At 60.2% G+C, this 24,584-nt stretch carries 23 protein-coding genes and 3 pseudogenes; 11 read left to right on the top strand and 15 right to left on the bottom strand.

From position 1 onward, the window contains the following. Positions 1-624: 624 nt before the first annotated feature. Together ASC86_RS24020 and ASC86_RS24025 are read left to right on the top strand one after the other, a co-directional pair. Positions 625-1,069: pseudogene (locus ASC86_RS24020) on the top strand (SRPBCC family protein). Between the two features lie 25 nt (positions 1,070-1,094). Further along, positions 1,095-1,574, top strand: a complete 480-nt coding sequence (locus tag ASC86_RS24025) for a VOC family protein (protein ID WP_056327228.1) — start codon at positions 1,095-1,097, stop codon at positions 1,572-1,574. Positions 1,575-1,682: 108 nt separating this feature from the next. Here ASC86_RS24025 and ASC86_RS24030 read toward each other — a convergent pair whose 3' ends face one another. The 5 genes from ASC86_RS24030 to ASC86_RS24050 all read right to left on the bottom strand — a co-directional run bounded on the left by ASC86_RS24030 (position 1,683) and on the right by ASC86_RS24050 (position 8,171). After that, entirely contained in the window at positions 1,683-2,927 is a 1,245-nt protein-coding gene (locus ASC86_RS24030) for a CapA family protein (RefSeq protein ID WP_056327231.1), read from the bottom strand. Positions 2,928-3,030: 103 nt separating this feature from the next. Beyond that, the gene (locus ASC86_RS24035) at positions 3,031-4,710 is read right to left on the bottom strand and encodes an ABC transporter ATP-binding protein (RefSeq protein WP_056327232.1); all 1,680 of its coding nucleotides are present in this window, start codon (positions 4,708-4,710) and stop codon (positions 3,031-3,033) included. Continuing rightward, positions 4,700-5,581, bottom strand: coding sequence for an ABC transporter permease (locus tag ASC86_RS24040; RefSeq protein WP_056327234.1), 882 nt, complete (start codon positions 5,579-5,581; stop codon positions 4,700-4,702). Before ASC86_RS24040 ends, ASC86_RS24035 begins: the two co-directional genes overlap by 11 nt. A gap of 15 nt (positions 5,582-5,596) precedes the next feature. Then, positions 5,597-6,568 carry an ABC transporter permease gene (locus ASC86_RS24045; protein ID WP_056327236.1) on the bottom strand — a complete coding sequence of 324 codons (972 nt, stop codon included), beginning with the start codon at positions 6,566-6,568 and terminating at the stop codon, positions 5,597-5,599. A 10-nt stretch (positions 6,569-6,578) separates the two neighbouring features. Further along, the gene (locus tag ASC86_RS24050) at positions 6,579-8,171 is read right to left on the bottom strand and encodes an ABC transporter substrate-binding protein (RefSeq protein WP_056327238.1); all 1,593 of its coding nucleotides are present in this window, start codon (positions 8,169-8,171) and stop codon (positions 6,579-6,581) included. A gap of 408 nt (positions 8,172-8,579) precedes the next feature. On the opposite strand from ASC86_RS24050, the gene ASC86_RS24055 reads away from it, so the two are divergent. Next, complete coding sequence (locus ASC86_RS24055) at positions 8,580-8,780, top strand: helix-turn-helix transcriptional regulator (RefSeq protein ID WP_056327240.1); 201 nt, start codon at positions 8,580-8,582, stop codon at positions 8,778-8,780. A gap of 63 nt (positions 8,781-8,843) precedes the next feature. Here ASC86_RS24055 and ASC86_RS24060 read toward each other — a convergent pair whose 3' ends face one another. From ASC86_RS24060 to ASC86_RS24070, 3 genes are all read right to left on the bottom strand, one after another. Next, positions 8,844-10,259, bottom strand: coding sequence for a hypothetical protein (locus tag ASC86_RS24060; protein WP_156387184.1), 1,416 nt, complete (start codon positions 10,257-10,259; stop codon positions 8,844-8,846). Between the two features lies 1 nt (position 10,260). After that, positions 10,261-11,331 (bottom strand): class I SAM-dependent methyltransferase, encoded by a 1,071-nt coding sequence (locus tag ASC86_RS24065; RefSeq protein WP_056327242.1) that lies wholly within the window; start codon positions 11,329-11,331, stop codon positions 10,261-10,263. A 206-nt stretch (positions 11,332-11,537) separates the two neighbouring features. After that, the gene (locus tag ASC86_RS24070) at positions 11,538-12,245 is read right to left on the bottom strand and encodes a LuxR family transcriptional regulator (RefSeq protein ID WP_244477691.1); all 708 of its coding nucleotides are present in this window, start codon (positions 12,243-12,245) and stop codon (positions 11,538-11,540) included. A 155-nt stretch (positions 12,246-12,400) separates the two neighbouring features. Between ASC86_RS24070 and ASC86_RS24075 the strand changes: the two genes are divergently transcribed. Together ASC86_RS24075 and ASC86_RS24080 are read left to right on the top strand one after the other, a co-directional pair. Beyond that, the gene (locus tag ASC86_RS24075; RefSeq protein WP_280136997.1) at positions 12,401-13,297 is read left to right on the top strand and encodes an MFS transporter; all 897 of its coding nucleotides are present in this window, start codon (positions 12,401-12,403) and stop codon (positions 13,295-13,297) included. A gap of 22 nt (positions 13,298-13,319) precedes the next feature. Beyond that, positions 13,320-13,583 (top strand): hypothetical protein, encoded by a 264-nt coding sequence (locus ASC86_RS24080; protein WP_056327249.1) that lies wholly within the window; start codon positions 13,320-13,322, stop codon positions 13,581-13,583. A 193-nt stretch (positions 13,584-13,776) separates the two neighbouring features. Here ASC86_RS24080 and ASC86_RS24085 read toward each other — a convergent pair. The 5 genes and pseudogenes from ASC86_RS24085 to ASC86_RS24100 all read right to left on the bottom strand — a co-directional run bounded on the left by ASC86_RS24085 (position 13,777) and on the right by ASC86_RS24100 (position 18,228). Beyond that, positions 13,777-14,552, bottom strand: a pseudogene (locus ASC86_RS24085) (amino acid ABC transporter ATP-binding protein). 15 nt (positions 14,553-14,567) lie between these two features. Then, a pseudogene (locus ASC86_RS27090) lies at positions 14,568-14,652 on the bottom strand (amino acid ABC transporter ATP-binding protein); the annotation flags it as partial. A 16-nt stretch (positions 14,653-14,668) separates the two neighbouring features. Then, on the bottom strand, positions 14,669-15,823 hold the full coding sequence (locus ASC86_RS24090; RefSeq protein WP_056327251.1) for an amino acid ABC transporter permease: 1,155 nt from the start codon (positions 15,821-15,823) through the stop codon (positions 14,669-14,671). 1 nt (position 15,824) lies between these two features. Then, positions 15,825-17,033, bottom strand: coding sequence for an amino acid ABC transporter permease (locus ASC86_RS24095; protein WP_056327253.1), 1,209 nt, complete (start codon positions 17,031-17,033; stop codon positions 15,825-15,827). Positions 17,034-17,199: 166 nt separating this feature from the next. Then, entirely contained in the window at positions 17,200-18,228 is a 1,029-nt protein-coding gene (locus ASC86_RS24100) for an amino acid ABC transporter substrate-binding protein (protein WP_056327255.1), read from the bottom strand. Positions 18,229-18,569: 341 nt separating this feature from the next. Here ASC86_RS24100 and ASC86_RS24105 point away from each other — a divergent pair, with 341 nt between their 5' ends. Continuing rightward, positions 18,570-19,760: a cystathionine beta-lyase gene (locus ASC86_RS24105; RefSeq protein WP_056327257.1), complete on the top strand. Its 1,191-nt coding sequence runs from the start codon at positions 18,570-18,572 to the stop codon at positions 19,758-19,760. Here the strand turns inward: ASC86_RS24105 and ASC86_RS24110 are convergent, their stop codons facing one another. Beyond that, positions 19,761-20,900 (bottom strand): FAD-dependent monooxygenase, encoded by a 1,140-nt coding sequence (locus ASC86_RS24110; protein ID WP_056327259.1) that lies wholly within the window; start codon positions 20,898-20,900, stop codon positions 19,761-19,763. Positions 20,901-20,934: 34 nt separating this feature from the next. Next, positions 20,935-21,183: a zinc-finger domain-containing protein gene (locus ASC86_RS24115; RefSeq protein WP_056327262.1), complete on the bottom strand. Its 249-nt coding sequence runs from the start codon at positions 21,181-21,183 to the stop codon at positions 20,935-20,937. Positions 21,184-21,362: 179 nt separating this feature from the next. Here ASC86_RS24115 and ASC86_RS24120 point away from each other — a divergent pair, with 179 nt between their 5' ends. The 5 genes from ASC86_RS24120 to clpS all read left to right on the top strand — a co-directional run bounded on the left by ASC86_RS24120 (position 21,363) and on the right by clpS (position 24,579). Next, entirely contained in the window at positions 21,363-22,148 is a 786-nt protein-coding gene (locus ASC86_RS24120; RefSeq protein ID WP_056327264.1) for an alpha/beta hydrolase, read from the top strand. 84 nt (positions 22,149-22,232) lie between these two features. After that, positions 22,233-23,060 carry a serine O-acetyltransferase gene (cysE, locus tag ASC86_RS24125; RefSeq protein ID WP_056327265.1) on the top strand — a complete coding sequence of 276 codons (828 nt, stop codon included), beginning with the start codon at positions 22,233-22,235 and terminating at the stop codon, positions 23,058-23,060. A 128-nt stretch (positions 23,061-23,188) separates the two neighbouring features. Continuing rightward, positions 23,189-23,392 carry a DUF3126 family protein gene (locus ASC86_RS24130; protein WP_056327267.1) on the top strand — a complete coding sequence of 68 codons (204 nt, stop codon included), beginning with the start codon at positions 23,189-23,191 and terminating at the stop codon, positions 23,390-23,392. A 233-nt stretch (positions 23,393-23,625) separates the two neighbouring features. Continuing rightward, positions 23,626-23,982, top strand: coding sequence for a phasin family protein (locus ASC86_RS24135; RefSeq protein ID WP_056327269.1), 357 nt, complete (start codon positions 23,626-23,628; stop codon positions 23,980-23,982). Between the two features lie 243 nt (positions 23,983-24,225). Continuing rightward, positions 24,226-24,579, top strand: coding sequence for an ATP-dependent Clp protease adapter ClpS (clpS, locus tag ASC86_RS24140; protein WP_056327271.1), 354 nt, complete (start codon positions 24,226-24,228; stop codon positions 24,577-24,579). The last annotated feature ends 5 nt before the right edge of the window (positions 24,580-24,584 follow it).

The following is a 24,584-nucleotide window of genomic DNA, read 5'->3' on the forward strand; positions in this document are numbered from 1 at the left end:
GGACGCGGACTTCAGGAGAAAATTTGTTCGTCGTTTTGCTTGTCATAGACCCTACTTCTCACGAGTTGGGGTCTCCGGCAAAGCCGGGGCGGTTCAGGATGGACCATAGGGTCGGCCGGATTTGATCCCCAAAACGATCCGCAGCTGATCCATCCGGGTTGGATTGGCTCCCGCCGAAGACACTCTCAGTAGGTCCAACTGGAATTGCCCAAGACCATAGCCGCTAACTCGACGGTGGTAATTTTCTTGGTCTTCGCGCAGGTCGCTCATCTTCTCCTCGTGCTTAATCGTAGCACCTTACCCCTTTCGGCGCTGACTGGGGCCCCAATCTGATTCGGGTTAAAGGACAGCCGTTGTTCAGGATTTTGAAATACTGCCGGCGTCAACGCCCCGCGCTAAGAAAGTGTCAGATCCTCTGCCGAACATAAGGAAATTGGAACTCACCCAATTCTTTTTTCAATGCGGTGTCGATTTCTTTCGGCTCTGTTCGTCATGACCGTATCGACAGGCAGTGGCCGCCCAGCGAGAAATACCGCCAGGGAGGCATGATCGCTTGATGTGTTTTCGGGCCAGCGCCCGACACGATTGATCAAACCTGTGAAACGAAGCCAAAGGGAGAAAACCATGCCCAGCACGATCCATCTGCACCGCGTTATTGCCGCCGAGCCAGACAAACTCTACCCCGCGTTCTTGGAACCAGACGCGGTCGCAAGCTGGCTTCCACCCGTACGGGTTCACCTGCACCGTTCACGAGCTGGATGCTAAGGTTGGCGGCCATCATAGGATGTCGTTCAGGAATTTTACGACAGGCCATAGCCATTCCTTCGGCGGAGCCTATCTGGAACTGGTTCCGGGTGAGCGCCTTGTTTACACAGATAGTTTCGACGACCTCCACTTACCGGGTGAGATGAGAGTTACAGTGAAGCTGAAGGCTGTGTCGGTCGGCACAGAGGTGAATATCGAACAGCAGGGTGTGCCGGATGTTATCCCCGCAGAGGCCTGCTACCTCGGTTGGCAGGAGTCCCTCTACAAGCTTGCGAGGCTCGTTGAACCCGAGATCAATCAATAGGCGCGCCGGAAAAGGAGGATGAACAATGACGATCGCCAAGAACATCATATGCCTGTGGTATGACCAGGACGCTGAGGCCGCCGCCAGATTTTACGCGGCTACATTTCCTGGCAGCTCGGTTGGTGCAGTCCATCGTGCTCCCGGCGACTACCCGTCGGGAACGGCTGGCGACGTGCTGACGGTCGAATTCACGGTTGCCGGCATTCCCTGCCTCGGCCTCAATGGTGGGCCTATGTTCAAGCACAACGAAGCCTTCTCGTTCCAGATCGCCACAGACGATCAGGAGGAAACGGACCGCTATTGGAACGCCATTGTCGGCAACGGCGGCCAGGAGAGCGCGTGCGGCTGGTGCAAGGACAAATGGGGCGTCTCCTGGCAGATCACACCGCGCGTTCTGACCGACGCGATGGCTGCCGGCGGCGATGAAGCAAAACGAGCGTTCGCGGCGATGATGGATATGAAGAAAATCGACGTTGCTGCAATCGAGGCTGCTCGGCGCGGCTGACGAGAAAACCGAGCGGGCGACCGGTCTGTTACCGGTCGCCAAGCCATCATTCGCGCAACACAGCCTTGTAAGCAGGGACGACAATCTCCGCTCCGTGCGCCAATTCGCTTATCCCGGATAAATTTTCAGAAAGCCCATATTTCCAGAAATCTCGATTTCCGTACCGAACGTCGCGGACTGCTCCCGAAATCGACGGAGAATCCGTTCCGCGTCCGGGCCGTCGACGACCTCAGGAACGAGGCGCATCTCCAGATCATAGCTCCGCGCCACCTCATTGCCCCCGATAGCAACGGGATGGAAACACATACTGGCCAGTTTACCGTCTTCGCCGAAGGAGCAAAGTCCGACCACGCTTTCCCACACCTCTCGCGCCTTCCAGGGTGAATTCGTCGATCGGACATGGAAGACGAAATTCCCCAGGCTGTAGAAGATCGGCCGGCCACGATAGATCTCGACCGGCTGCAGGACGGGAGCGCCGTGGCTGACAAACATGGCCGCCCCGGCATCGATGCATTGTTTTGCCACCGTGCCGACCCACTCCGGGACCTGGGCCCAGATCGGCGCCCAGTGATGGTGATGGAGATAGGCGATCACGAGGTGCCCTTCCTCAGCCGCCGAGGTGATCGCGGCAAGGTTTCGCGACAGATCGGCTTCATCGACCCTGACGTTTCGGCCGAACCTGCCGGAGCGCCTGAACACCGCCCGCGCGATGCTGACCTCGCTCTCGGCGTCGACATAGGGGGTATCGTCCGGCTGGCTGTCATTGGCGAGGTCCATTGTCGTATACTCGACCTTGTCGCGGAGGACACTCAACTGTGCGAACGTGTCGGCATCGACGTCTATGACCTTGGTCAATTTCAGCCGGTTCACGCCCGGCCGCTCAGGGCGGTTGTTGGCGGCATCAGCCGCATACATGAAATCAGGTCCCGGACCACCGTCCATGGCGACGAGGGCAACTTTCCTGCCTCCAAACGAACCTTTCCCCACGCGCGCAGCCGCCGTTTGATTGCGTCCGATGCCGGCATGAAGGAAGCCGCGCCTTTCGACCTCCTCAAGGGTGGAGAGGATACCGGAGGGACCGAGATCGAAAGCATGATTGTTCGATAGCGACAGACCGTGGATGCCAATTGCCTGGAGCGCATCGAGAACGACCGGCTGGCTGCAGCCGAAGACGGACCCCTTGAGCGGCCATCCCCCGTGACTGCCGAGGATCGTGCTCTCGAAGTTGGTGAAGGCAAAATCGGCCTGGCCAAGCAACGCCCGCACGCCGGCAAAGCCCGGTGTTTCGACGTTGCGAATGTCATGCTTGATCAGAGATTGCCCGGTGACGGCGATGGTAAACGTATTCGTCATGACAGACCTTTCCTGTGCGGCGCGTGAGCGCAGCATGGGTGTGAATGATTGGAGAAAGTTCGCGGCGAGGCGTCGCCTCGCGGCTTTCAGCGCGTGACTGCCGTTAATGCGTGAATCGCCGTGGGCGAGCGTCGATCAAGCTGCGCGTGTACGGGTTTTGCGAGTGGCCGAAGATGAACCGCGACGGACCAGCGTCTTCCACTCTGCCGTCTTTGAAGATGTAGATCGAACTGCAAAGCTCCTGCACGAGCGCGAGATCGTGCGAGATGAACAGCATCGAGATGCCCTGCTCGGTGACGATCTCTTTCAGAAGCGTGACGATTTCGGCCTGGACGGAGACGTCGAGCGCGGAGGTGGGTTCGTCCGCGACGATGATCCGTGGGCCGGCAAGAAGGGCGCGCGCGATGCAGACGCGCTGTTTCTGTCCGCCGGACAATTGATGGGGATAGCGGGCAAGGAGGGTTCGCGCCAATCGGAGGCGGCCGATCATCGAGAGCACATCCCGCTTCGGGTCGTGCGCGTGACGGCTGCCGAACCTTATGCTTTCCGACAACGTATCGCCAATCGACATGCGCGGGTTCAGCGACAGCGCGGGGTCCTGGAAAATCATCTGGACCTCACCGAGCAGCCCGCTCCGCCGACCGGGGCAGGAAATCTCGAATTGCCGGCCGTCGATACCGAGTTTGCCGGCGTTCGCGGTTTCCAGCCCTGCGATGATGCGGCCGATCGTGCTCTTTCCGCTGCCGCTTTCACCGACGATACCGGTGATCGCACCGCGCGCCAACTCGACCGAAACCTCGCGAAGCGCAGATTTCCGAGTGCCATTGCGGAGCCATCCGAGCCCGCTGACGGCAAAAACTTTGGTTATCCCCTGTGCAACAAGGATCGGCACCTCCCTGGATGGAGCGCCACTGTCTTGGACAGCTGGGCCGATCGTATCACTTGCTCGCCTGATCTTTACGTCTGCGCCAGACAGACGCAATCTGGGAACGGCGGCGAGAAGCTCGAGGGTGTATGCGTTTTGAGGCCTGTCGAGCAGCGTCGACGTGACGCCCTGTTCGATCACCTCACCATGCCGCATGACGACGACCCTATCGGTCACGTCCGAGATTACACCCATATCGTGCGTGACGAGAATGATCGACACACCGGTTTCTTCGACAAGTTCGCGCAGAAGGGCGAGAATCTGCTTTTGCACGGTCGCATCCAGCGCCGACGTCGGCTCATCAGCGATGATGATGTCGGGCGCGCCCGCAAGCGCTATGGCAATAACGATGCGTTGTCGCTGGCCACCGGAGAACTGGTGGGGATAGCTGTGATAGCGCTCGCGCGCGTCTGGAATTCCCACCCGCACAAGCAGATCGACGGCGATGTCGCGTGCTTCGTGGCGCAGTGTCTTGTCATTGGTCGCAAGGATGGCTTCTTCCAGCTGGCGCCCGATTGCCATGAGTGGATCAAGCGATGCAGTATGGTCCTGGAAGATCGCGGCAATCCGGCGCCCTCGGATAGACGCCCATTGCTGCTTGTCGATGCGGTCCAGTGCCATTTCCTCGAACCGGATCGTGCCGGACGTCCGCTCGAAGTCAGCGGAAAGCAGGCCGAGGATCGCATTGCCGAGCGTTGATTTGCCGGCGCCGGATTCACCGATCAGTCCGAGGACTTCTCCGCGCTGAAGGTTGAGGCTGACGTCGTTGAGGATCGTTGTGGCGCTGGTCGCTGTGCGATGTTTCACGGTTAGGTTGCTGACCACCAGCAATTGATCTTGGGCGATATCATACGTCATGGGAACGGCTCCTTGGATCGAGGCGGCGCCGGACGTCTTCGCCGACGAAATTGATGCTTGCGATAAGCGCGAACAGGGCAAGGCCGGGAAACAGGCTGATCCAGTATTGGCCGGTCATGAGATACTGGAAGCCGTTGGCGACGGTGGAGCCGAGCGAAGGCTTGTCGATCGGCACGCCGAGGCCAAGAAATGAAAGCGTCGCTTCGAGCGCGACGGCGTGCCCGAGCTCTATCGGGATCAGCGTGATCGCCGGGGCAATGCTGTTGGGGAGCAGATGGCGAAAGATGATGCGCCAGGTCGGCAAGCGCAGGAGCCGGGCCGCGTCCAGGTATGGTTTGCCGGTCTCGCTGAGCGCAACGCCGCGCGCAAGCCTGGCATACGTCGCCCACTGCACGATGACGATGGCCAATATGATGCGATCGACGCCGGGTCCGAGCGTGACGATCGCGATGAGCGCGACCAGAATGGTCGGCAAGCTGAGCTGGAGGTCGACGATACGCATGATGACGGCATCGACCCATTTGCCGAAATAAGCAGCGCTGACGCCGAGGACGAGCCCGATGAAGGCCGCGATCGCGGTGCTGGTCATGGCGACGAGCAGGCTGAGGCGCAGACCATAGGCAATGGTGCTGACGATGTCGCGGCCAAGTCCGTCAGTCCCGAGCAGATAAATGTAGCCGCCTCCCCCCATTGTTCCCGGCGGCGATGATGCCTCCCACGCCTGGATCTGCAGCGGATCGTAGGGGTTTTGCGGAACAACCAACGGTGCCGCAAGCGCCACGAGAACATATGCGGCGAGCAACAGCGCAGACAGGCTGAGGCGGTACTGTCGCGGGTATTTCCAGAGCGCGCGAAGTGTATCGGCCTTCATGGACAAGGTCTCCTTTCATGCGGAGCGGCGCACGCGCGGATCGAGCACGGCGTAGAGGAGGTCGACGAGCGCGTTTAGCGCGACGAAAGCGACGGCGACAAAGGTCAGGGTCGCCATCACGACCGGCCGGTCGAGGAGCTGGATGGAGTCGATGAGTAGCTTGCCGACGCCAGGCCAGGCGAAGATCGTTTCCACCACCACCGCGAAAGCCAGCATGCCCCCAAACTGCATTCCGACGATGGTCACGATGGGAATGCTGATGTTGGGTAGAGTATGGCGGAAGAGAATCCGGCGCGGTGACAAACCCTTTGCCCGGCAGAACCGAATGAAATCCTGGCTTTCAACCTCGATCGTTCCCGCACGTGCCAGCCGGGCGATAAGCGCCACCTTCGGGATGGCAAGGGCCATGGCCGGAAGCGCCAGATGCCTGAGCCCGTCCAGTGTCAGAAAACTCCATTCCTGGCCGAGGAGCGAGAGTGTCGCGCCGCGACCGCCTGGCGGGAACCAGCCCATCGCAATGGCGCCGACGAGGATGAGCATCATGCTGAGCCAGAAGGACGGAATGCTGAGCGCGAACACGCTTGTTTTGAGAATGGCGCGGTCAAGCATGCCGCCCTGCCGGCGGCCGGCCAGAAGACCGAGTAGCGTGCCGCATGGGGCGGCGATCAGCATGGCCGTCGTCGCCAGTTCAAAGGTGGCCGGCAGCTTGCTCATGATCAGACCAAAGGCCGGGAGATGATAGATGTACGATTTCCCGAAGTTGCCGGTGACCACGTTGCCCATGAACAGCAGGTATTGCCGCCACAATGGCTGATCGAGGCCGAGGGCAATCGTCGCGTTGCGAATGTCCTCGGCGGTGGCCGTTTCAATATTGACGATGTTGTAGACGGGATTGCCGACGCTGTGGATGCCCGCAAAGCCGATCACCGACATGACGAGGAGGAGAAGGAAGGCTTGTGAAAGCCTTCCTGCGATCGTGGTCATCATGGCAGCGCCCTCACTTCACCGCGGGGGCGGCCTGCATGGCCGTTGTCCATCCGCGCGGATGGACCGCATAGGTGCCGACCTTCTGCCCATGTCCGACAATCAGGTGGAAGTGGTAGAGCGGAACAATCGGATAATCAGCCATGACAAGTTCGGTCGCTTCGGCAAGCGCAGCATTCCGGTCGGGGCCGTCCTCCATGTCCATCGCCTTTGTGAGCTTCTCGTCGAACGCCGGGTTATGGTACTTGCCATAGTTCAGCGAACCGGATCCCGTTTCAGCATCGGGAGTGCCGACGAGCGCCTTGAGGCAGAACGTCACTGCTTCGCCGGAGCAGCCGCCATACCAGACCGGAAAGTCTCCGTTAGACCGCTGTGTGGCGAAGACGGAAAAAGGAGAAACCACGGGTTGGGCATTCACGCCGATCCTCGCCCAGTTCTGTGCGATCGACTGGAGGGATTCGCTGTCGCCCGGATAGCGGCCTGCCGGCCCAGCGAGCACGACGTTGAAACCATCCGGAAAGCCCGCTTCAGCCAGAAGCGCCTTTGCGCCTTCATAGTCCGGCGGGGTCACCTTCAGGTTCGCAGAGGTGCCCGGTAGTCCCGGCGGAAACAGTTGGGCGGCCGCGGTGCCATAGCCGAGGAGGATCTTGTCGGCGATGAAGGCGCGGTCGGTCGCCATCGTCAACGCCTGGCGCACACGCTTGTTGTGGAACGGATTTGCGATGGGTTTGCCTGATTTGTCCGTTACGCCCGGCGGTTCCTCCCGACCGATATCGAACTGCAGGAAATTTGCCCGGGCAGCACTGGTGCTGTCGATCCGCAGACCGCGCTGCTTGACGCCTTCGACGTCACGTGCGGGGATGTAGTCTGCAATGTCCACGTCTCCCGTCGTCAGCGCCGCGACACGTGCTGCCGGGCTTTCGATCACCCGGAACGAGACCTTTGACCAGGCCGGCGCTCCGCCCCAGTAGGCATCGTTACGCGTCAGATTGAGCCCTTCGCCGGATTGCCAGCTTTCGAATTTGTAGGGACCGGTCCCGATGGGAAGTGTGCCGGCGTTGAGTTCGTCAGTCGTCGCGAAGCCGTTCGCCTTGTGAGGCATGATGAAAATCGGTGTAAGCAGCAGAGGCAATGTCGGAACGTCGCCGTTCGTCTCGATGACGACTGTCAGCGGGTCCGGCGCCGTGACCGACTTGATGGCTTGCGTATACGACTGGTAACCGCCGCTCGGGGGCTTCAGGAAATCGCGGATGCGTTCGATCGAGTAGATAACGTCCTGGGCCGTGAAGGCCGAACCGTCATGGAACTTGACACCCTTCCGAAGCTTGAACTCCCACCGCGTTTCCGACAACCGCTCCCAGGACGTCGCCAACTGCGGCTCGGCGTTCATCTGCTGGTTCTGGTTCACCAGGTGCTCGTAGATGTGGGAGAGCAGCGAGTTTGTTTCGCTCAGATCGGCATAATGCGGGTCGAGCGTCATCAACTTGAACTGGGTGCCGACGCGCAGGTCCTCCGCGAGCGCCGAGCCGACGGTGAAGCCGCCCGACAAGGCGGTGGCCAGTCCGATGACGAAGACGGTCGAACGAAAATGATGTAGTGATAACATTGTTATGTTCCCTCCTTGGTTTTTGGCGCCGACCCGCTGCGATGAAGGAGTTCTTCATCGCGCACGTTTCCGCTCTCCGGGCCGAGGTGGTTCGGTCCGCAAGGCAGGTTGGCGAGATTTGAATTGGTGTCGGGGGCGGCGTCACTCTGCCGTAGCTGCTCTACAGCTGGAGATGCCCAGACGCTGCGAGGAGGTTTCTATGGATGATTGCAGACAAAGTTCTGCTATTCTCAGAATCAGCCATGATCCGAGCTCCTACCAGCTTGATTGTGGTTAGGTCGGGCAGGTGTTCCAGCACCTTCTCGACCGCGAGTGTCAATGTTTCCTACAGAATGATAGAAGTCAATCAGAAAGTTTGCCTTGAGTAATAATCATCTTACGGTGGCACAGTGCCGGGGAGCCCGAGCAATGTTGGCCTGGAGCCAAGGGCAGCTCGCGGAAGCAGCCAACGTGTCGCGTCAAACGATTGCTGATTTCGAACGCGGCGCGCACACGCCCATAGGCAACAATCTGGCCAGTATCGTCGCGGCATTTGAAAAGGCGGGAATTAACTTTATTCCTGAAAACGGTGGCGGCGCGGGAGTTCGCTTTAAAAAGCCAGCCGAATAGGCGGGACGATTGTCACGACGAGTGTCGTCGGTTTCGAATGAGGGCTATGAAGGGGAGGGGGGATTAGATCCCCGACCATTTCCATTCGTCTGAGGTTCGCGCGATCGCGCCGGACCTGATATGCTCCGAAATCTCCGCCCAGATGGGGTCTCCCGTAAAGCTCGCGAGATCGCCGCTTGTCTCGACCAGCGGCATTTCCGCATATCGTGATAGGAGCGGTAAGACCCCGCCAGCCTGTTCGACCTCCTGAAACGGGTAGCCGTCGGCGAGCCGCAACACGCGATGCCCCCAAACTCCCGGTCGCTCGTCACCTTCCAGCGCCGCCAGAAGGTCGGTATCGCCGGCCCGCTGTGCGCCTATAGCGGTCAGATACCGCATCAACGGCAAATAGACCGTCTGCCGGCATCCCCCCAGAACCCTGACGCCGGGCAGTATCGAGACGACCAGATAGGCGATGAACATGCCGGGCAGGATCGCACGCCCACGAAGCGCGGCGGCAAGGCATGCCGGCGTGAACTTCACTTCGAAGCTCGGCGATCTCGACGTCCTGAGAACACCGTCATGCAGATGCAGCGGCACGACCTTGTGCTCCTCAAGGCGCCAGAAGAAATCTGTCGAGCGGAGGATCCAACCGCGCCATGGCCCGCTATTCAGGCGATCGATCGTATCAAGGATCGAAACCGCGCCCCCGCCGCCGTGGACGAATAGCGATGACACCCAAGATCCGACGTCCTCCAAATGGTCGGCGATCAGGTCCGCCATGTCGAAGTCATCGAGCTGAAGGAGCTTTGTGGGTGCGTGGAGAATGCCGTGCCAGAGTGCAAGATTGCCCATCCTGATCGCTTCTGCGGCACAGGAAAACGCGCTGTCGGGCAATTCGGCAAGCAGGCGCGCGGCGGACGCATTCGGCGCCGACACGTGTTTCGAGTTCGAGAGCCTGAAGCGATAGGGCCCGTTGAAGCAGGCGATGCTACTGTCGATCAGTCGCCGACGTGGAAGACCGAATACGTTGAGCGCTTCACCCTCAAGCCGCAGCCAGCCTGGGCCCTTTTTTGCACTTTCCTTGAATGCCGATGTCGAGACCGAGTAGTTGATCTGCCATTGTCTGCGGTGGGCCGCGAGACCCATGAGACTGAACAACTGCGTGTAGAAGGCGTCGGGTTCCACAATGAGCAGGGCGTGCGGCCCGGTCTGCATGACCGGTGCCGCAACAAGTTCCGCGCCCGCGCCTTTTGCCTCGTCGTCGCCATAGCCTGATCTGCGGGCCGCTCGCTCGACGCAGAGGCGGAGCAGGTTCATCGCATGGCGGCGCCTTGCATTCCCGGAATGAAATGGTTCGACGTCGTAGATTGCGGCCGCGTATTCGTGGAGCGGTCGCTCCCAGTACGGAACGAGGCGTGGCAGCAGATAAGACAGCGAGCGTCTGACGTCGGCCGCGCTGCAAAACAGGTTCGCATCAACCGATGGATCATCGGTCATCTCAGGCGGCCAATCGGGGCTTCGGCGCGATCGACGTCATCGTGTTGGCCCTGCGCCACGAAAGGTCCGGGGTAAGCGGCTCAGCCTCGGTATCGATCACCACTGTCGGAAGCTTTTCGTAGCAGAAGCCAGGCGGTATCGCCGGCTTCACCATCAGCGATACGAACTCGAGGATCGATGCCCGCGAATTTGAGGAAACGATGGTGTAGAAGTTCCCGCTGTTCCAGGTCAGCACCGCGTAGCGGAAGAACAACCTCAGCGCGGCCACCGTCGCCTGCAGATCGACCTGGCAGTCCGTCATTGTGGTCAGGACTTCGGTCTTCTTTTCCGCGATCTGGCTTCTCGAGAAGTACCGGCTCTTGAACAGATCATCCTTTTGGCGCTCGCGCTCCTCGTAGATGCCCTCGTCTTCATGTGCCAGTTTTTGAACCTGGACGAGCACGCCGCCTTGGCGAAGGCGAGGGGTGATGAATGCCAGTTGTGCTGCCCGATCCCGGTCATACATCTGGAAGGTCGTGTCTTCGAAAAGGATGTCGAAACCCTCCCTGAATGCCAGGAGATCCGGGTCGTCTGCGTAGCGTTTGGCGTCCAGCTCGAAAAACGGTCCGAGAAAGAAATGCGCGTGTTCGCTTCCCCGCTTGGCGAAGAACGCCTCGCGGTTGGCTGGCGTCGGACTGCAGGCAAGGGTCTCGATCCGCCCACCACCAAGCGCCGCCAGCGACCGGGCAAGGCATCCCGTGCCAGTACCCAGAGTATAGATCGTTGCCGGGCGGGCCGCCCGCGCCCAGATGCGTTGAGAGAAGGAGAAGATCGCCGCGCCCAAGCGACAGGTTTCCTCGAGGCGGTAGGGAATGCTGGCGTAGTAATGATTGTCGAAAATGCCAAAAAGACGTGTGTCCGTGTCGCCGTAGATCGCGCAATCAAGATCGAAATCGAGGAGGCTGAGGTCCGGTTCCGGCCGTCCGAGATCCGGGGCGCCCCCCTTGCCACTTGCGGTTCGCTGGAAGAAATCGGCAAAGGACGTCAGTCGCGGCGCGTTTCGCCAGCGTTCCAAAGTTTGCGGATCAATCATCATCGCCTCCCGTTGAGAAGTTCATGCGATGCGAAGCCGCTCGGTCTGGTGCCACGTCACGGTTCGCGCCATCGCTTGATGGTCTCTGCAGGAATAATCTTCGACGGCAGGGGAGGGGGCTGCAATCTATCGAAATCGTCAGATTGCCAGTTCGGGGAAGGGCGGGTTCACTAGGTTAAAGAGCGTCGCGTTCGACAGCCGTGTGACTAGACATCGATGAGTTCGAGGTAACTCGCCTTGGCGACGGCATGATAGCTGGTGGTGGCGCTCAGCTTGCGCCTTGCCTTGCGCACATAGAGCCGGACGGCGCTTTCGGAAATGCCCAGTGTGGCCGCGATCTGCTTATAGATCTTGCCGGAGCCGAGCAACTGCAGGCATTGGCGCTCTCGGCCAGAAAGGCTGCGAAGAAGGGCCGGTTGGCGAAGGCCGGAGATCTCGAGCACCTGCTCGTGCAGATAGTAGGACAGAATGTGCAGGTCGTGCAGGGCCGACCCACGGAGAGCCGACCAGTCCTTTTCCGGGAGGTCGGAGGTGACTGAAAACAAACAACGCTCACCATTTGCACCGCGAACCGGGATCGTCAGCCCATTTGGGCCGATGCCATTGGCAGCGGCCTCATCGAAGAGCCGCTCGGCCTGAACGGATCGCTGGTCGAGGGTGGACCAATCCACGGGTAAAAGACCCCAGCGTGCGACGTCGATTACGGGGTCGATCGTGAAATAGTCGTTGGCAAGATAGGTCCGAATCCAGTCCGTCGGATAGGTGCTGCAGTAGTAGGGTGATGCTAGTGGACCGTTCGCGATCCGGACGACCAGAAACGTCATGTGCGATACGCCGTACCGGGCGCAGATCGTATGAAGCGCTCCGGCGAGATCCCCAGGATACACCAATGCCTGAAGGTCTGCCAGCGACACCGATAGCCGTCCTCGTTGGTCCGTTCGCATCCCAGCTTCCCACTTTGCCGAAGCCCGGACGGGACCGGATGAATATCCAGCAACCTCAGAGGCGTTCGTGTGGAAGCTAGCCCCGGCCTCTCCTTCCCGAAACTGCTAAAAATGCGAGTCACATGATGCGACGTGAAACGCGGGTGCCATCCGAGGCTATTTTCCTCGTTGTCGGGACTGGAATAGCGACGACGGCGCGGGCGATGACCCTCTCCTTCGTCGCGATAAAGCTCCAGCAGGAATTTGATGTCGGCCCTGCTATGATCGGCTTTCTTCTGGGGATCGGCTCGTTGATGGGGGCGGTCGCCGCGCCACTGGCCGGCGCATCGTCCGATAAAACGGGTCGCAGGGTGGTGCTGACATCGGTCATGATCGTTGTTGCTATCGCGATGATGGCGCTTGCTTTTGCCGAGACGGTACTGTTTTTTTGTGCCGCCCGAGCCCTCGCCGCTATCGGGATTTCTATTTTCGGGCCGATATCGCGAGCGCTGATAAGCGACGTCTGTCCAGAACCGCTACGCCTCAGGTGCTTTTCGTGGCGTCACATGGCGTCGAACGTCGGGTGGGCGGTCGGTCCGCTCATAGGAATTGCAGCGGGTGCAGCATCCAGCTCTGTGTTCCTGATGGCGGCTGGAATTTATGCGGCGCTTGCCTTCACTTTTCAGTTCCTGAGTTCGTCATCCACCGTTCGGGAGAACGATCTGTCGGCTGCCGAAGCGGTATCGCTAGCGGACAGTATCGGAGCCGCGATGAGAGACCGTCGGTTGCTCCACTACACGGGGGGCGGGGCCTGTCTACTCGCGGTATACGGACAGTGGACTGCTACGCTGGCGCCTTACCTTGCAGTCCGGTTCCCTGATGGGGCTGAAATCTTCGCCTATCTCGTTTCAATAAACGGTGCGGGTGTACTTATCGGCAACCCGATCGCGGCGCTTCGTTCAGTGCGTGGGGCCGCTGAAGGCCCTAGTGACGGGGTGCATATTCTTCATTGTCAGCCAGGTCGGCTTCATCGCGTCGGGTGACCTGGTGGGGCTGGCGACGTCGATGCTGATCTTCACCATCGGAGAAATACTTGTGATCCCGTCGGAATATGTCCTGGTCGACAACATCGCGCCGGCGCGCAATAGGGGCAGCTGTTTTGGTGCTCATTCAATCTCGGCGGTGGGCAGCTTCATTGGGCCGACGCTTGGGGGACTGATCCTTGGAATGCTTGGGGGGCCGGCGATGTTCGTTCTTTCCGCCGGGTTCGCAGCCGCAGGTTCTCTTCTCTTCGTGCGGGGTAGCCGCATTCGTGCCCCAGTCCTCTAGGCGAGAATTGTCGCGGTGCTGCGATAATCGGGGGGTCGATAGCGAATACCATGACCTTAGATCCGGAACTTCCTCCAGATTCTGGGGATCAGAGGAGATACTGTGATAACTCCGCATCAAGGCGCCATCCAGACATGACATCACCCCCGCGGTTTCAGTCAATCTTCATTTCGCAAGCACGAGAACACGGTCCTTAGTGCAGGATCTGGCTGAGGAACAGCCGGGTGCGCTCGTGCTGCGGATTGTCGAAGAATTCGGCCGGCGAGTTCTGTTCGACGATCTGGCCCTGGTCCATGAAGATCACGCGGTTGCGACCTGGCGGGCAAARCCCATTTCGTGGGTCACGCACAGCATGGTCATGCCTTCTTCGGCRAGCGAGACCATCGTATCCARCACTTCCTTGACCATTTCCGGRTCGAGGGCCGAGGTCGGTTCGTCGAACAGCATGATCTTCGGCTTCATGCACAGCGACCGGGCGATCGCCACACGCTGCTGCTGRCCGCCGGAGAGCTGRCCCGGATATTTGTGGGCCTGTTCCGGAATCTTGACGCGCTTGAGGTAGTGCATCGCCACTTCCTCGGCTTCCTTCTTCGGCATCTTGCGCACCCAGATCGGCGCCAGCGTGCAGTTTTCGAGGATCGTCAGGTGCGGGAAGAGGTTGAAGTGCTGGAACACCATGCCGACTTCGCGGCGCACTTCGTCGATCTTCTTCAGGTCGTTGGTCAGTTCGATGCCGTCAACGACGATCTGRCCCTTCTGGTGCTCTTCCAGACGGTTGATGCAACGGATCATCGTCGACTTGCCGGAGCCCGACGGGCCGGCGATGACGATGCGCTCGCCCTTCATCACCTTCAGATTGATGTCGCGCAGCACGTGGAAATCGCCGTACCACTTGTTCATGTTGACGATTTCGACGGCGACGTCGGTCGCCGAGACCGTCATCTTTTGCGCCTGGGCTTGGGTTGCCATACTTGTTTCCTCTCNCGTACCACTTGTTCATGTTGACGATTTCGACGGCGACGTCGGTCGCCGAGACCGTCATCTTTTGCGCCTGGGCTTGGGTTGCCATACTTGTTTCCTCTCTTTTATCGTTTGTGGCCCTTGTCGAGCCGGCGTTCGAAGAAGGCCGAATAGCGCGACATGCCGAAGCAGAAAATCCAGAACGTGAAGCCAGCGAAGATCAGGCCCGTCAAGGGCGTGACCGGCGTGATCCAGCCCGAATCCCCAAAACTCGCCTTCACGATGCCGAGCAGGTCGTACATCGAGATGATCGTGACGAGGGAGGTATCCTTGAACATGCCGATGAAGGTGTTCACGATGCCGGGGATCACGAGCTTGATGGCCTGCGGAAGCACGACGAAGGTCATTTTGTGGAAGTAGTTTAGACCAAGCGCATCGGCCGCTTCATATTGCCCTTTCGGAATGGCTTGAAGCCCGCCGCGAATGACCTCCGCCATATAGGCGGATGCGAAGATCGACACGCCGATCAGCGCGCGCAGGAACTTGTCAATATTGTTGCCGGGCTCCAGGAACAGCGGCAAAAGCACGCTGGCCATGAAAAGCACGGTGATCAGCGGCACGCCGCGTATCAGCTCGATGAAGGTGATGCAGACCGTTTTCAGGATCGGCATGGTCGAGCGCCGCCCGAGCGCCAGCAGGATGCCGATCGGTAGCGACGAGACGATGCCGACGAAGGAGATGATCAGCGTCACCATCAACCCGCCCCAGAGCGAGGTTTCCACATGCCGGAGGCCGAACACGCCGCCCAGCAACAGGAAATAGGAAATAATCGGGAAGACGACGAGTAGCAGCAGTGCGTTGAGACCCTTGCGTGGCGCCTTGGGCATCAGCATGGGGATGAGCAGCGCCACGAACATGGCGACGACCAGGAGGGGCCGCCAGAGTTCGTCACGCGGATAGGAGCCGAACATGAACTGCACGAACCGGTCGTTCACATAGGCCCAGCAGGCGCCACTCCAGCCGGACGGAAGCTGGCCACCCTGATCGACAGTCAGGCAGGCGGTGCGGTCGGTGCCGGACCAGACGGCCGAGAAGAACAGCCAGTTGAGGGCCTTCGGGATGTAGTAGACGATCGCCGTGATGGCGATGACCGTCAGGATGCCGTCCTTCCACGAGGGGAACAGGTTGTTGCGCACCCAGGCTAAAGCTGATTTTTCCGAAGCCGGCGGCTTTTCTGCGTCGATGAAGCGGTCGCGGACAAAGGTGATGTTTTCAGCCATCTCAGCGCTCCACCAATGCCATTTTGGCGTTGAACCAGTTCATGAACAGCGAGGTGATGAGGCTGATCGAGACATAGATCAGCATCCAGATCGAAATGATCTCGATCGACTTGCCCGACTGGTTGAGGATGGTGCCGCCGACCGCGACCAGATCGGCATAACCGACCGCGACCGCCAGCGAGGAGTTCTTGACGAGGTTGAGATATTGCGAGGTGAGCGGCGGAATGATGATCCGGAGCGCCTGCGGCAGCACGACGAGGCGCGTCGCTTGGCCGGGCCGAAGGCCGAGCGCGTAGGACGCTTCCGACTGGCCCTTTGAGACGCCACGGATGCCGGCGCGCACGATTTCGGCGATGAACGAGGCAGTGTAGAGCGACAGAGCGAGGTAAAGCGCCAGGAACTCCGGCCCGATGACCATGCCGCCCTTCATATTGAAGGAGCCGGGTATCGCATAATCGAGCGTCATCGGCTGGCCCATGACGATGAAGACGCCGAGCGGGAAGAGCACAATGAGCGCGAGATTGATCCAAAGCACCGGCGGGCGCTGGCCCGTGGCGCGCTGGCGGGCATTGGCCCAGATGGTGAAGGCGATGGCCGCGACGATGCCGATGGCAAGCGCGATCAGCACGACGCCGAAACCTTCGCCAAAGACCGGGGCCGGCATGTAGAGGCCACGGTTGGAAACGAAGAAGATAGAGCCGGGATCGTCCTTGACGCTCTGGAAGATCGAGCGGATCGACGGCAGCAGGGCAAGGACGCCGAGATACCAGAAGAAGATGACGAGCAACGGCGGGATGTTGCGGAAGATTTCCACATAGACGGTGCAGAGCCGGGCGACCAGCCAGTTGTGTGACAGTCGGCCGATGCCGACGAGAAGCCCGACGATGGTCGCGGTGATGATGCCGGCGACGGCGATGACCAGTGTATTGACCAGACCGACCTGCAGCGCGCGGAAATAGGTCGAATCGCTCGAATAGGAGATCAGCGTCTGGGCGATGTCGAAGCCGGCGCGGCTGTTCAGAAAGCCGAAGCCGGCGGTCATATTGGCGCGGGCGAGGTTCTGGACGACGTTGGACCACGCATACCAGACCGCTGAAACGATGACGACGACCGTCACGACCTGGTAGATGACGCTTCTCAGCGCCGGATTATAGAGTAGAGATACCTTCGGCGGTTCGCCGGACCCTGTTCGGGCATCCGCAAGAGCCATACATTTCCCCTGACTTATGTTCGCCCTGTTTTCCGGGCGTTTGTTTTTAGAGCGTTTTCGCCTGTTCTATTTCAAAGGCGAAACCGTTTCGGTCCGTATCGGAACGGACGCGAACGTTCCGAATATGCAATGAAGGGAGGGCAGTGACCTGCCCTCCCGCAGGATATCAGCGGATTGGCGGTGCGTATTGCAGGCCGCCCTTGCTCCACAGCGCGTTCAGGCCGCGGTCGATCTTGAGCGGCGAGCCCTGGCCGACGTTGCGCTCGAAGCTTTCGCCATAGTTGCCGACAGCCTTGATGATCTGCACGGCCCAATCCTTCGGCAGGCCGAGGTCGGCGCCGATGGTCGAATCGGCTTCTTCGCCGAGGAAGCGCTTGATGTCCGGGTTGGCGGACTTCTTCATTTCCTCGACATTGGCCTGGGTGATGCCGAATTCTTCGGCGGCCACCATCGCGTAGTGCGACCAGGTCACGACGTCGAACCACTTCGAATCGTTCTGGCGAACGGCCGGGCCGAGCGGCTCCTTGGAGATGATTTCCGGCAGAACCATGTGGTCGTCGGGGTTGTTCATCTTCAGGCGGATCGAATAGAGGCCGGAAGCGTCGGTGGTGTAGGCGTCGCAACGGCCGGCATTGTAGGCGGCGTCGGCTTCGTCCTGGGCTTCGAATACGACGGGCTTGAAGTCCATGTTGTTCGAGCGGAAATAGTCGGCGAGGTTGAGTTCGGTGGTCGTGCCGGACTGGACGCAGACCGAAGCGCCCGACAGTTCCAGCGCCGACTTCACGCCGAGTTCCTTCTTCACCATGAAACCCTGGCCGTCATAATAGGTGACGGGGCGGAAATCGAAGCCGAGCTGCGAATCGCGGCTGACGCTCCAGGTGGTGTTGCGCGACAGCACATCGACTTCGCCGGACTGCAGCGCCGGGAAACGATCCTTCGCCGAAAGCGGCGTGTACTTGACCTTGGTCGCATCGCCGAAGACGGCGGCAGCGACGGCCTTGCAGAGGTCAACGTCGAGGCCGGCCCAATTGCCTGCCGAATCCTGTGCGCCGAAGCCGGCGAGGTTCGAACCGTTGACGCCGCACTGTACGAAACCCTTTGCCTTCACGTCATCAAGCGTTCCGCCGAACGCCGTCTGAGTGCCAATCCCCATCACGGCAACGCCAAGCAGCGCTGTCAGGATTTTTTTTCCCATTTTTATAAACCTTTTTTAAGTTGTCGTTCTCGGTCCTGTGCCGTCTCTCCGAAGAAGACGGCTTCAGCCCCCGCCATCCTCCTGGCGCGAGTACCGGCTATCACATGCTTAAATGCCCGCAGGGTCAAGACTTCCTGCCGTTTTTTTGCCTTAAAGCAGATCAGACCTTGGACGGGCTTGCCGTTATCCCGGTTTTCTGCCGGCCCGGATCGATGCGTGTCGCAAGGCCGCAGATAGGATAGCGACCGTTGTTGTTTCTGTGGCAAGTTGAGGGCTTGACCCGCACCGACGACGGTAAGACAAGTCACACCACCCAATTGCCCCGCAGACGGAAATCCCCCATGAGCGATAAGAAAAATTTCCTCGACGACGCCGGCGTCAACACGCGCCTTTCGCATATCGGCAACGATCCCTCCAGCTATCACGGCTTCGTCAACCCGCCGGTGGTTCGCGCCTCGACGGTGCTGTTTCCGAATGCCCGCACGATGGAAACGCGTGCTCAGAAATACACCTATGGCACGCGCGGAACCCCGACCACGGATGCGCTTTGCGAAGCGATCGATGCGCTCGAAGGCTCGGCCGGCACCATCATCGTGCCCTCGGGCCTGGCGGCGGTCACGGTGCCGTTCCTCGCTTTCCTTTCGGCGGGCGACCATGCGCTGATCGTCGATTCGGTCTATGGCCCGACGCGGCTTTTCTGCGACACGATGCTGAAGCGGCTCGGTGTTTCCGTCGATTATTACGATCCCTCGGTCGGCGCCGGCATCGAGGCGCTGATCAAGCCGAATACGAAGCTGGTTCACACCGAAGCGCCGGGTTCGAACACCTTCGATATGCAGGATATCGGCGCGATTTCCACCGCCGCCCATCGCCACGGCTGCGTCGTGACCATGGACAACACCTGGGCGACGCCGGTCTATTTCAAGCCGCTCGATCATGGTGTGGATATCTCCATCCACGCTTCGACCAAATATCCGGCCGGCCATTCGGATATCCTGCTCGGCACGGTTTCGGCCAATGCCAAGCATTGGGAACAACTGCATGAGGCGACCATCACGCTGGGCATCTGCGGCGCTCCTGATGATAGCTACCAGGTGCTGCGCGGCCTTCGCACCATGGGCGTGCGGCTGGAGCGGCATCAGGAAAGCGCGCTCAATCTCGCCCGCTGGTTGGAGCAGCGCGAGGATGTGGCGCGGGTGCTGCATCCGGGGCTGCCGAGTTTTCCGGGCCATGAGCTGTGGAAGCGCGATTTCAGGGGCGCGAGCGGCATCTTCTCCATCGTGCTGAAGGTCGATGCGCCGGAGCGTTTCAAGGCGAAGGCCCATGCCTTCCTCGATGCGCTGAAGCTGTTCGGGCTCGGCTATTCCTGGGGCGGTTATGAAAGCCTCGCCCTCCATGCCTATCTCGGCGACCGCGTGATCGCCAAGGGGCCGACGGAAGGGCCGGTGCTGCGTCTGCAGATCGGTCTGGAAGATGTCGCCGATATCCGCAAGGACATCGAAGCGGGCCTTGCCGCGGCAGCGCAGGTCTGATCAGTCGAGCGCGCGGTAGCCGTAGAGCCAGTCGAAATCTCCGGCGAGGCTCTGCGGCTTGCGCAGCGATAGCACTATGTCGCGGCCGAGCTTCAACGGGCCGGCGGCGTGATAGGCAAAGCGGTTGAAGGCGCCGCGGGAGCGGACGCGGGCGATACGCCTACGGCGATGTTCTTCGAAAGCCTGCAGTGCGGCGGCCCTGTCCGCGCCGTTTGCGAGAAAATGCGCAAGCTCGAAGGCATCCTCGATCGCCATCGCCGCGCCCTGGGCGGCAAAGGGCATCATCGCATGGGCCGCATCGCCGATCAGCACCGTTTCACCGCCGTTATGCCATGCGCCGTCGGTGACTTCGTGCAGCGGCCAGCGGGTGATTTCGGGCGCGTGGCGGAGAAGGGCGGTCAGTTCCGGGTGCCAGCCGGCGAAGGCCCGCTGCAATTCGCCGCGATCCGGCACTTCGGAATTCCAGTTTTCGCCGAGGGCCGCGCCCTTCGAAATCGCGACGATGTTGAAGCGCCCACCGCTCAGCGGATAGGCGACCATATGGGCGCCGCCGCCGAGAAAGGCGGTGACACGGCTGATATCGAAGAAAGACGGCAGATCTGCCTGCCGCAACGTCATACGCCAGGCGATATTGCCGGAAAATCTCGATTTACCAGCGCCTTGCAGATGGTTTCTGGTCTTCGACCAGACACCATCGGCGCCGATCTGCAAGCCATGGCCGGCGGGCGGGCCGCCGCTGTCTATGCGCTGTGAAAGGGTCACATTGCAGCGAGGTTCGTTCGAAACCGCTTCGAGAAGAATGCGCTGCAGGTCGCCGCGATGAAAGACCGCATAGGGGCTTCCCCAGCGTTCGCGCGCGAAACGGCCTGCGGGCACGGTGGCAAGCCTGCGCAGCGATTTGCCATCCGCGAGATCGACGGTTTCCGGCAGTTGCCAGACGGATTCGAGCGCTGGGCGCAGGCCAAGCGTTTCAAGGACGCGGGTAGCATTAGGGGAAAGCTGTAGCCCGGCGCCGACTTCGCTCAGCGTCGTCGCCTGATCGAATATCGATACGGAAAACCCTTTTCGCGCAAGCGAAAGCGCCGCCGTCAGGCCGGCAATGCCGGCCCCCGCGATCGTGATGGGACCGGCTTCAGCCATGGGGTGTCCGTGAGGCGGGATCGCGCGGGCGCGATCAGGCGGCCTGGGTGTCGTGGAAGATGCAGCCGTCCGGCACCGTCTGCTCGGCCTTCAGCGCCGGATTGTAGCGGTAAAGCGTCGAGCAATAGGAGCAGACTTTCTCGTTGTCGTCGCCCATATCGATATAGATGTGCGGATGATCGTAGGGAACCGAGGCACCCGTGCACATGAATTCCTTCACGCCGATCTCGATCACCTGGTGACCGCCGTCGTTCTGGAAATGGGGAATACCGTGCCCGGCCATGTCATGCTCCACTTGCAAGTCTGGATGTTCGTCTGTTGGCGCGCACCATAGAAAGCTTTGACGCAAATGTGTAGCGGCAAAGATGTCGCTGCCCCGCGTTTTTTAGCGTGCCGGGGGTTTTCTCGCTGCCGAAGAGGGCATAGGTTCCCGCCGAATTCAGACCCGCCCGGACAGATCACATGGACCTCAACCCGCCGCCCTTCTCGACATTCCAGCACGACGGCCTGTCGATCGCCTATTTCGACGAAGGGGATGCGGCCGGCGAGCCGGTGCTGCTGATCCACGGCTTTGCCTCCAGCGCCAATGTCAACTGGGTGTTTCCAGGTTGGCTGAAGACGCTGGGCGACGCTGGCTACCGGGTGATCGCGCTCGACAATCGCGGCCATGGCAAGAGCAGCAAGCCGCGCGATCCTGCTGTCTATCATCCGCCGGCCATGGCATCGGATGCGATCGCGCTGCTTGATCATCTCGGCATCGCGACCGCTAATGTCATGGGCTATTCCATGGGCGCGCGCATCACCGCCTTCCTGACGCTTGCCAATCCGCACCGGGTGCGCAGCATCATCTTCGGCGGGCTCGGCATCGGCATGGTGGAGGGCGTCGGCGACTGGGACCCGATTGCCGATGCGCTCCTTGCCCCGTCGCTCGATGACGTCAGCCATGAGCGCGGCCGCATGTTCCGCGCCTTCGCCGATCAGACGAAGAGCGACCGACAGGCGCTGGCCGCCTGCATCTCCACCTCGCGCGATCTCCTGACGCCGGAGGACATGGCCCGCATCGACGTGCCGGCGCTGATCGGCGTCGGGACGAAGGACGATATTGCCGGTTCCCCTGAGGCGCTTGCGGCGCTGATGCCGCATGCTACGGCGCTCGACATCCCCGGCCGCGACCATATGCTGGCCGTCGGCGACCGGGTGTTCAAGAAGGCGGCGCTGGAGTTTCTGGAGGCGCACGGCCGGGGCTGAGGCAAGGCCGTGAGCCGCCCATTTCTATTGGCGGCGATTTGCCTTATATCTTGAGAAGACGACGGATCACGAAGGAGAGCGACGATGGTCGCCAGGACTGACATTCGCCCGACCGAAACCGTGAAGATGATGGACCCGATCTGGGACAGTCTTCAGGAAGAGGCGCGCGTTGCCGCGCTCGAAGACCCGCTTCTAGCCGCCTTTCTCTATTCGACGGTCATCAACCAGCGTTCGCTGGAAGAGGCCGTGATCTACCGCATCTGCGAACGGCTCGATCACCCGGACCTGCAGGCCAATCTCCTGCGCCAGACCTTCGTCGAGATGATGGAAGACTGGCCGGAATGGGGCTCGATCCTGCGTGTCGATATCCAGGCGATCTACGACCGTGATCCCGCCTGCACCCGCTTCATCGAAGCCGTTCTGTATTTCAAGGGTTTTCACGCGCTGCAGACCCATCGGCTGGCCCACTGGCTGCTGGAGCGCGGCCGTCGCGATTTCGCGCTCTACCTGCAAAGCCGTTCCTCCTCGGTCTTCCAGACGGACATCAACCCGGCAGCCCGCATCGGCAAGGGAATCTTCCTCGATCACGCGACCGGCCTCGTCGTCGGCGAAACCGCCGTCATCGGCGACAACGTCTCGATCCTGCACGGCGTGACGCTTGGAGGGACCGGCAAGGAGGGCAGTGATCGCCATCCTAAGATCGGTAACGGCGTGCTGATCGGTGCCGGCGCGAAAATCCTCGGCAACATCCATATCGGCCACTGCTCTCGGATTGCGGCCGGGTCGGTCGTGCTGAAGCCGGTGCCGCCGAAGACCACGGTTGCCGGCGTGCCGGCCCGTGTGGTCGGCGAGGCCGGCTGCTCGGAGCCCTCGCGCTCGATGGACCAGATCCTCGCCTCTTACGAAATCTGATCGAACCCTCCGCGTTTTCCGGTTGCCGGTCCAGTGTGAATTGGCAGCCCGGAGCGGCTTTATGGGTTTACACCGCTGGAATCTCTGTGCGAGAAGCGACGCACTTTCAAAGCTCATGGAGAAAAGACTTGAAGCCCGAAGAAATCCGCAAGCTCGAAGCCTATTTCAAGCGCGCTATCAATCCGTCGATCGTCATCAAGGCGCGTCCGCGCAAGGACGAATCTGCTGAAGTCTATCTGGGCGACGAGTTTCTGGGCGTGATCTTCCGCGACGAGGAAGACGGCGAACTGTCCTATAATTTCTCGATGGCCATCCTCGACATCGATCTCTGATCGTCGAACATCGCCCTTTTGAATTCTACCCGGCCCGATACTATCAGGCCGGGTTTTTTGTAAAAATCGTACTTTTCACGCCTATTTTGATGAATTTTTTGGTGAACTAGCCGAATTGCCGGCAAGTCGTTGACACGCCTGTATTTTATTGCGGCGCACCGATACATTGACTTTATTGTGCAGTGCACATAAACTTACGGGTATCAACGGGCTGAACTAAGGAGCACCCAGGAATGTTCAATTTCGAAGATGCCAATAAGAAGAGCAAGGAAACGATCGACACGATGCTGAAGAACTACGCATCGGTGACGAAGGGCTTCCAGGCGATCGCGACGGAAGCTGCCGACTACTCCAAGAAGGCCTTCGAAGACAGCGTTTCCCATTTCGAAAAGCTTGCCGGCGTCAAGAGCGTCGAAGCCGTTTTCGAGCTTCAGACCAACTACGTGAAGTCCGCTTACGAGGCTTATGTCGCTGAAGCCCAGAAGCTCGGCGAAATGTATGCCGATCTCGCCAAGGACGCCTACAAGCCCTACGAAGCGCCGGTCGCCAAGACCACGGCTGCTGTCAAGGCTGCTGCTGCGGCTGCCTGATCGACCGATCGAGCCTCTATCGCATGAGTGATGACCGGCCGTGGTTTCCACGGCCGGTTTTTTTGTTGTTTGCCGCCGGGGAACGGCGGGATAAAAGTAGTCAATCTTCGCGATGACGACGCAATTGTGATTGCAGTGCGGAAGAACGGCCTTAAAATCCGGAAAAGAACCACTAGATTATGTGTCACGTAGGGTCGCGGACCACTCGCCCTTCGCGCGATACGACCAAGGGAATGAAGACGCATGAAAGTGATGCCGGTCCGGCTGCAGAATGAGGATGGCGGGGATGCCGGCAACGGTAGTCGCGGCACCTCCGTTATTACCCGGACAAAGCCGAAGACGAAGAAGCCGAGTCTATATCGCGTGCTGCTTCTCAATGACGACTACACGCCGATGGAGTTCGTGATCCACATTCTGGAGCGTTTTTTCCAGAAGGATCGCGAAGCGGCGACCTTGATCATGCTGCATGTCCACAATCACGGCGTGGGCGAATGCGGTGTCTTTACCTATGAGGTCGCCGAAACCAAAGTGACGCAGGTGATGGATTTTGCCAGACAGCATCAGCATCCGTTGCAGTGTGTCATGGAAAAGAAATGAGGAAC

The organism is Rhizobium sp. Root1212, assembly GCF_001424985.1.
In the GTDB taxonomy this organism is placed as follows: domain Bacteria; phylum Pseudomonadota; class Alphaproteobacteria; order Rhizobiales; family Rhizobiaceae; genus Pararhizobium.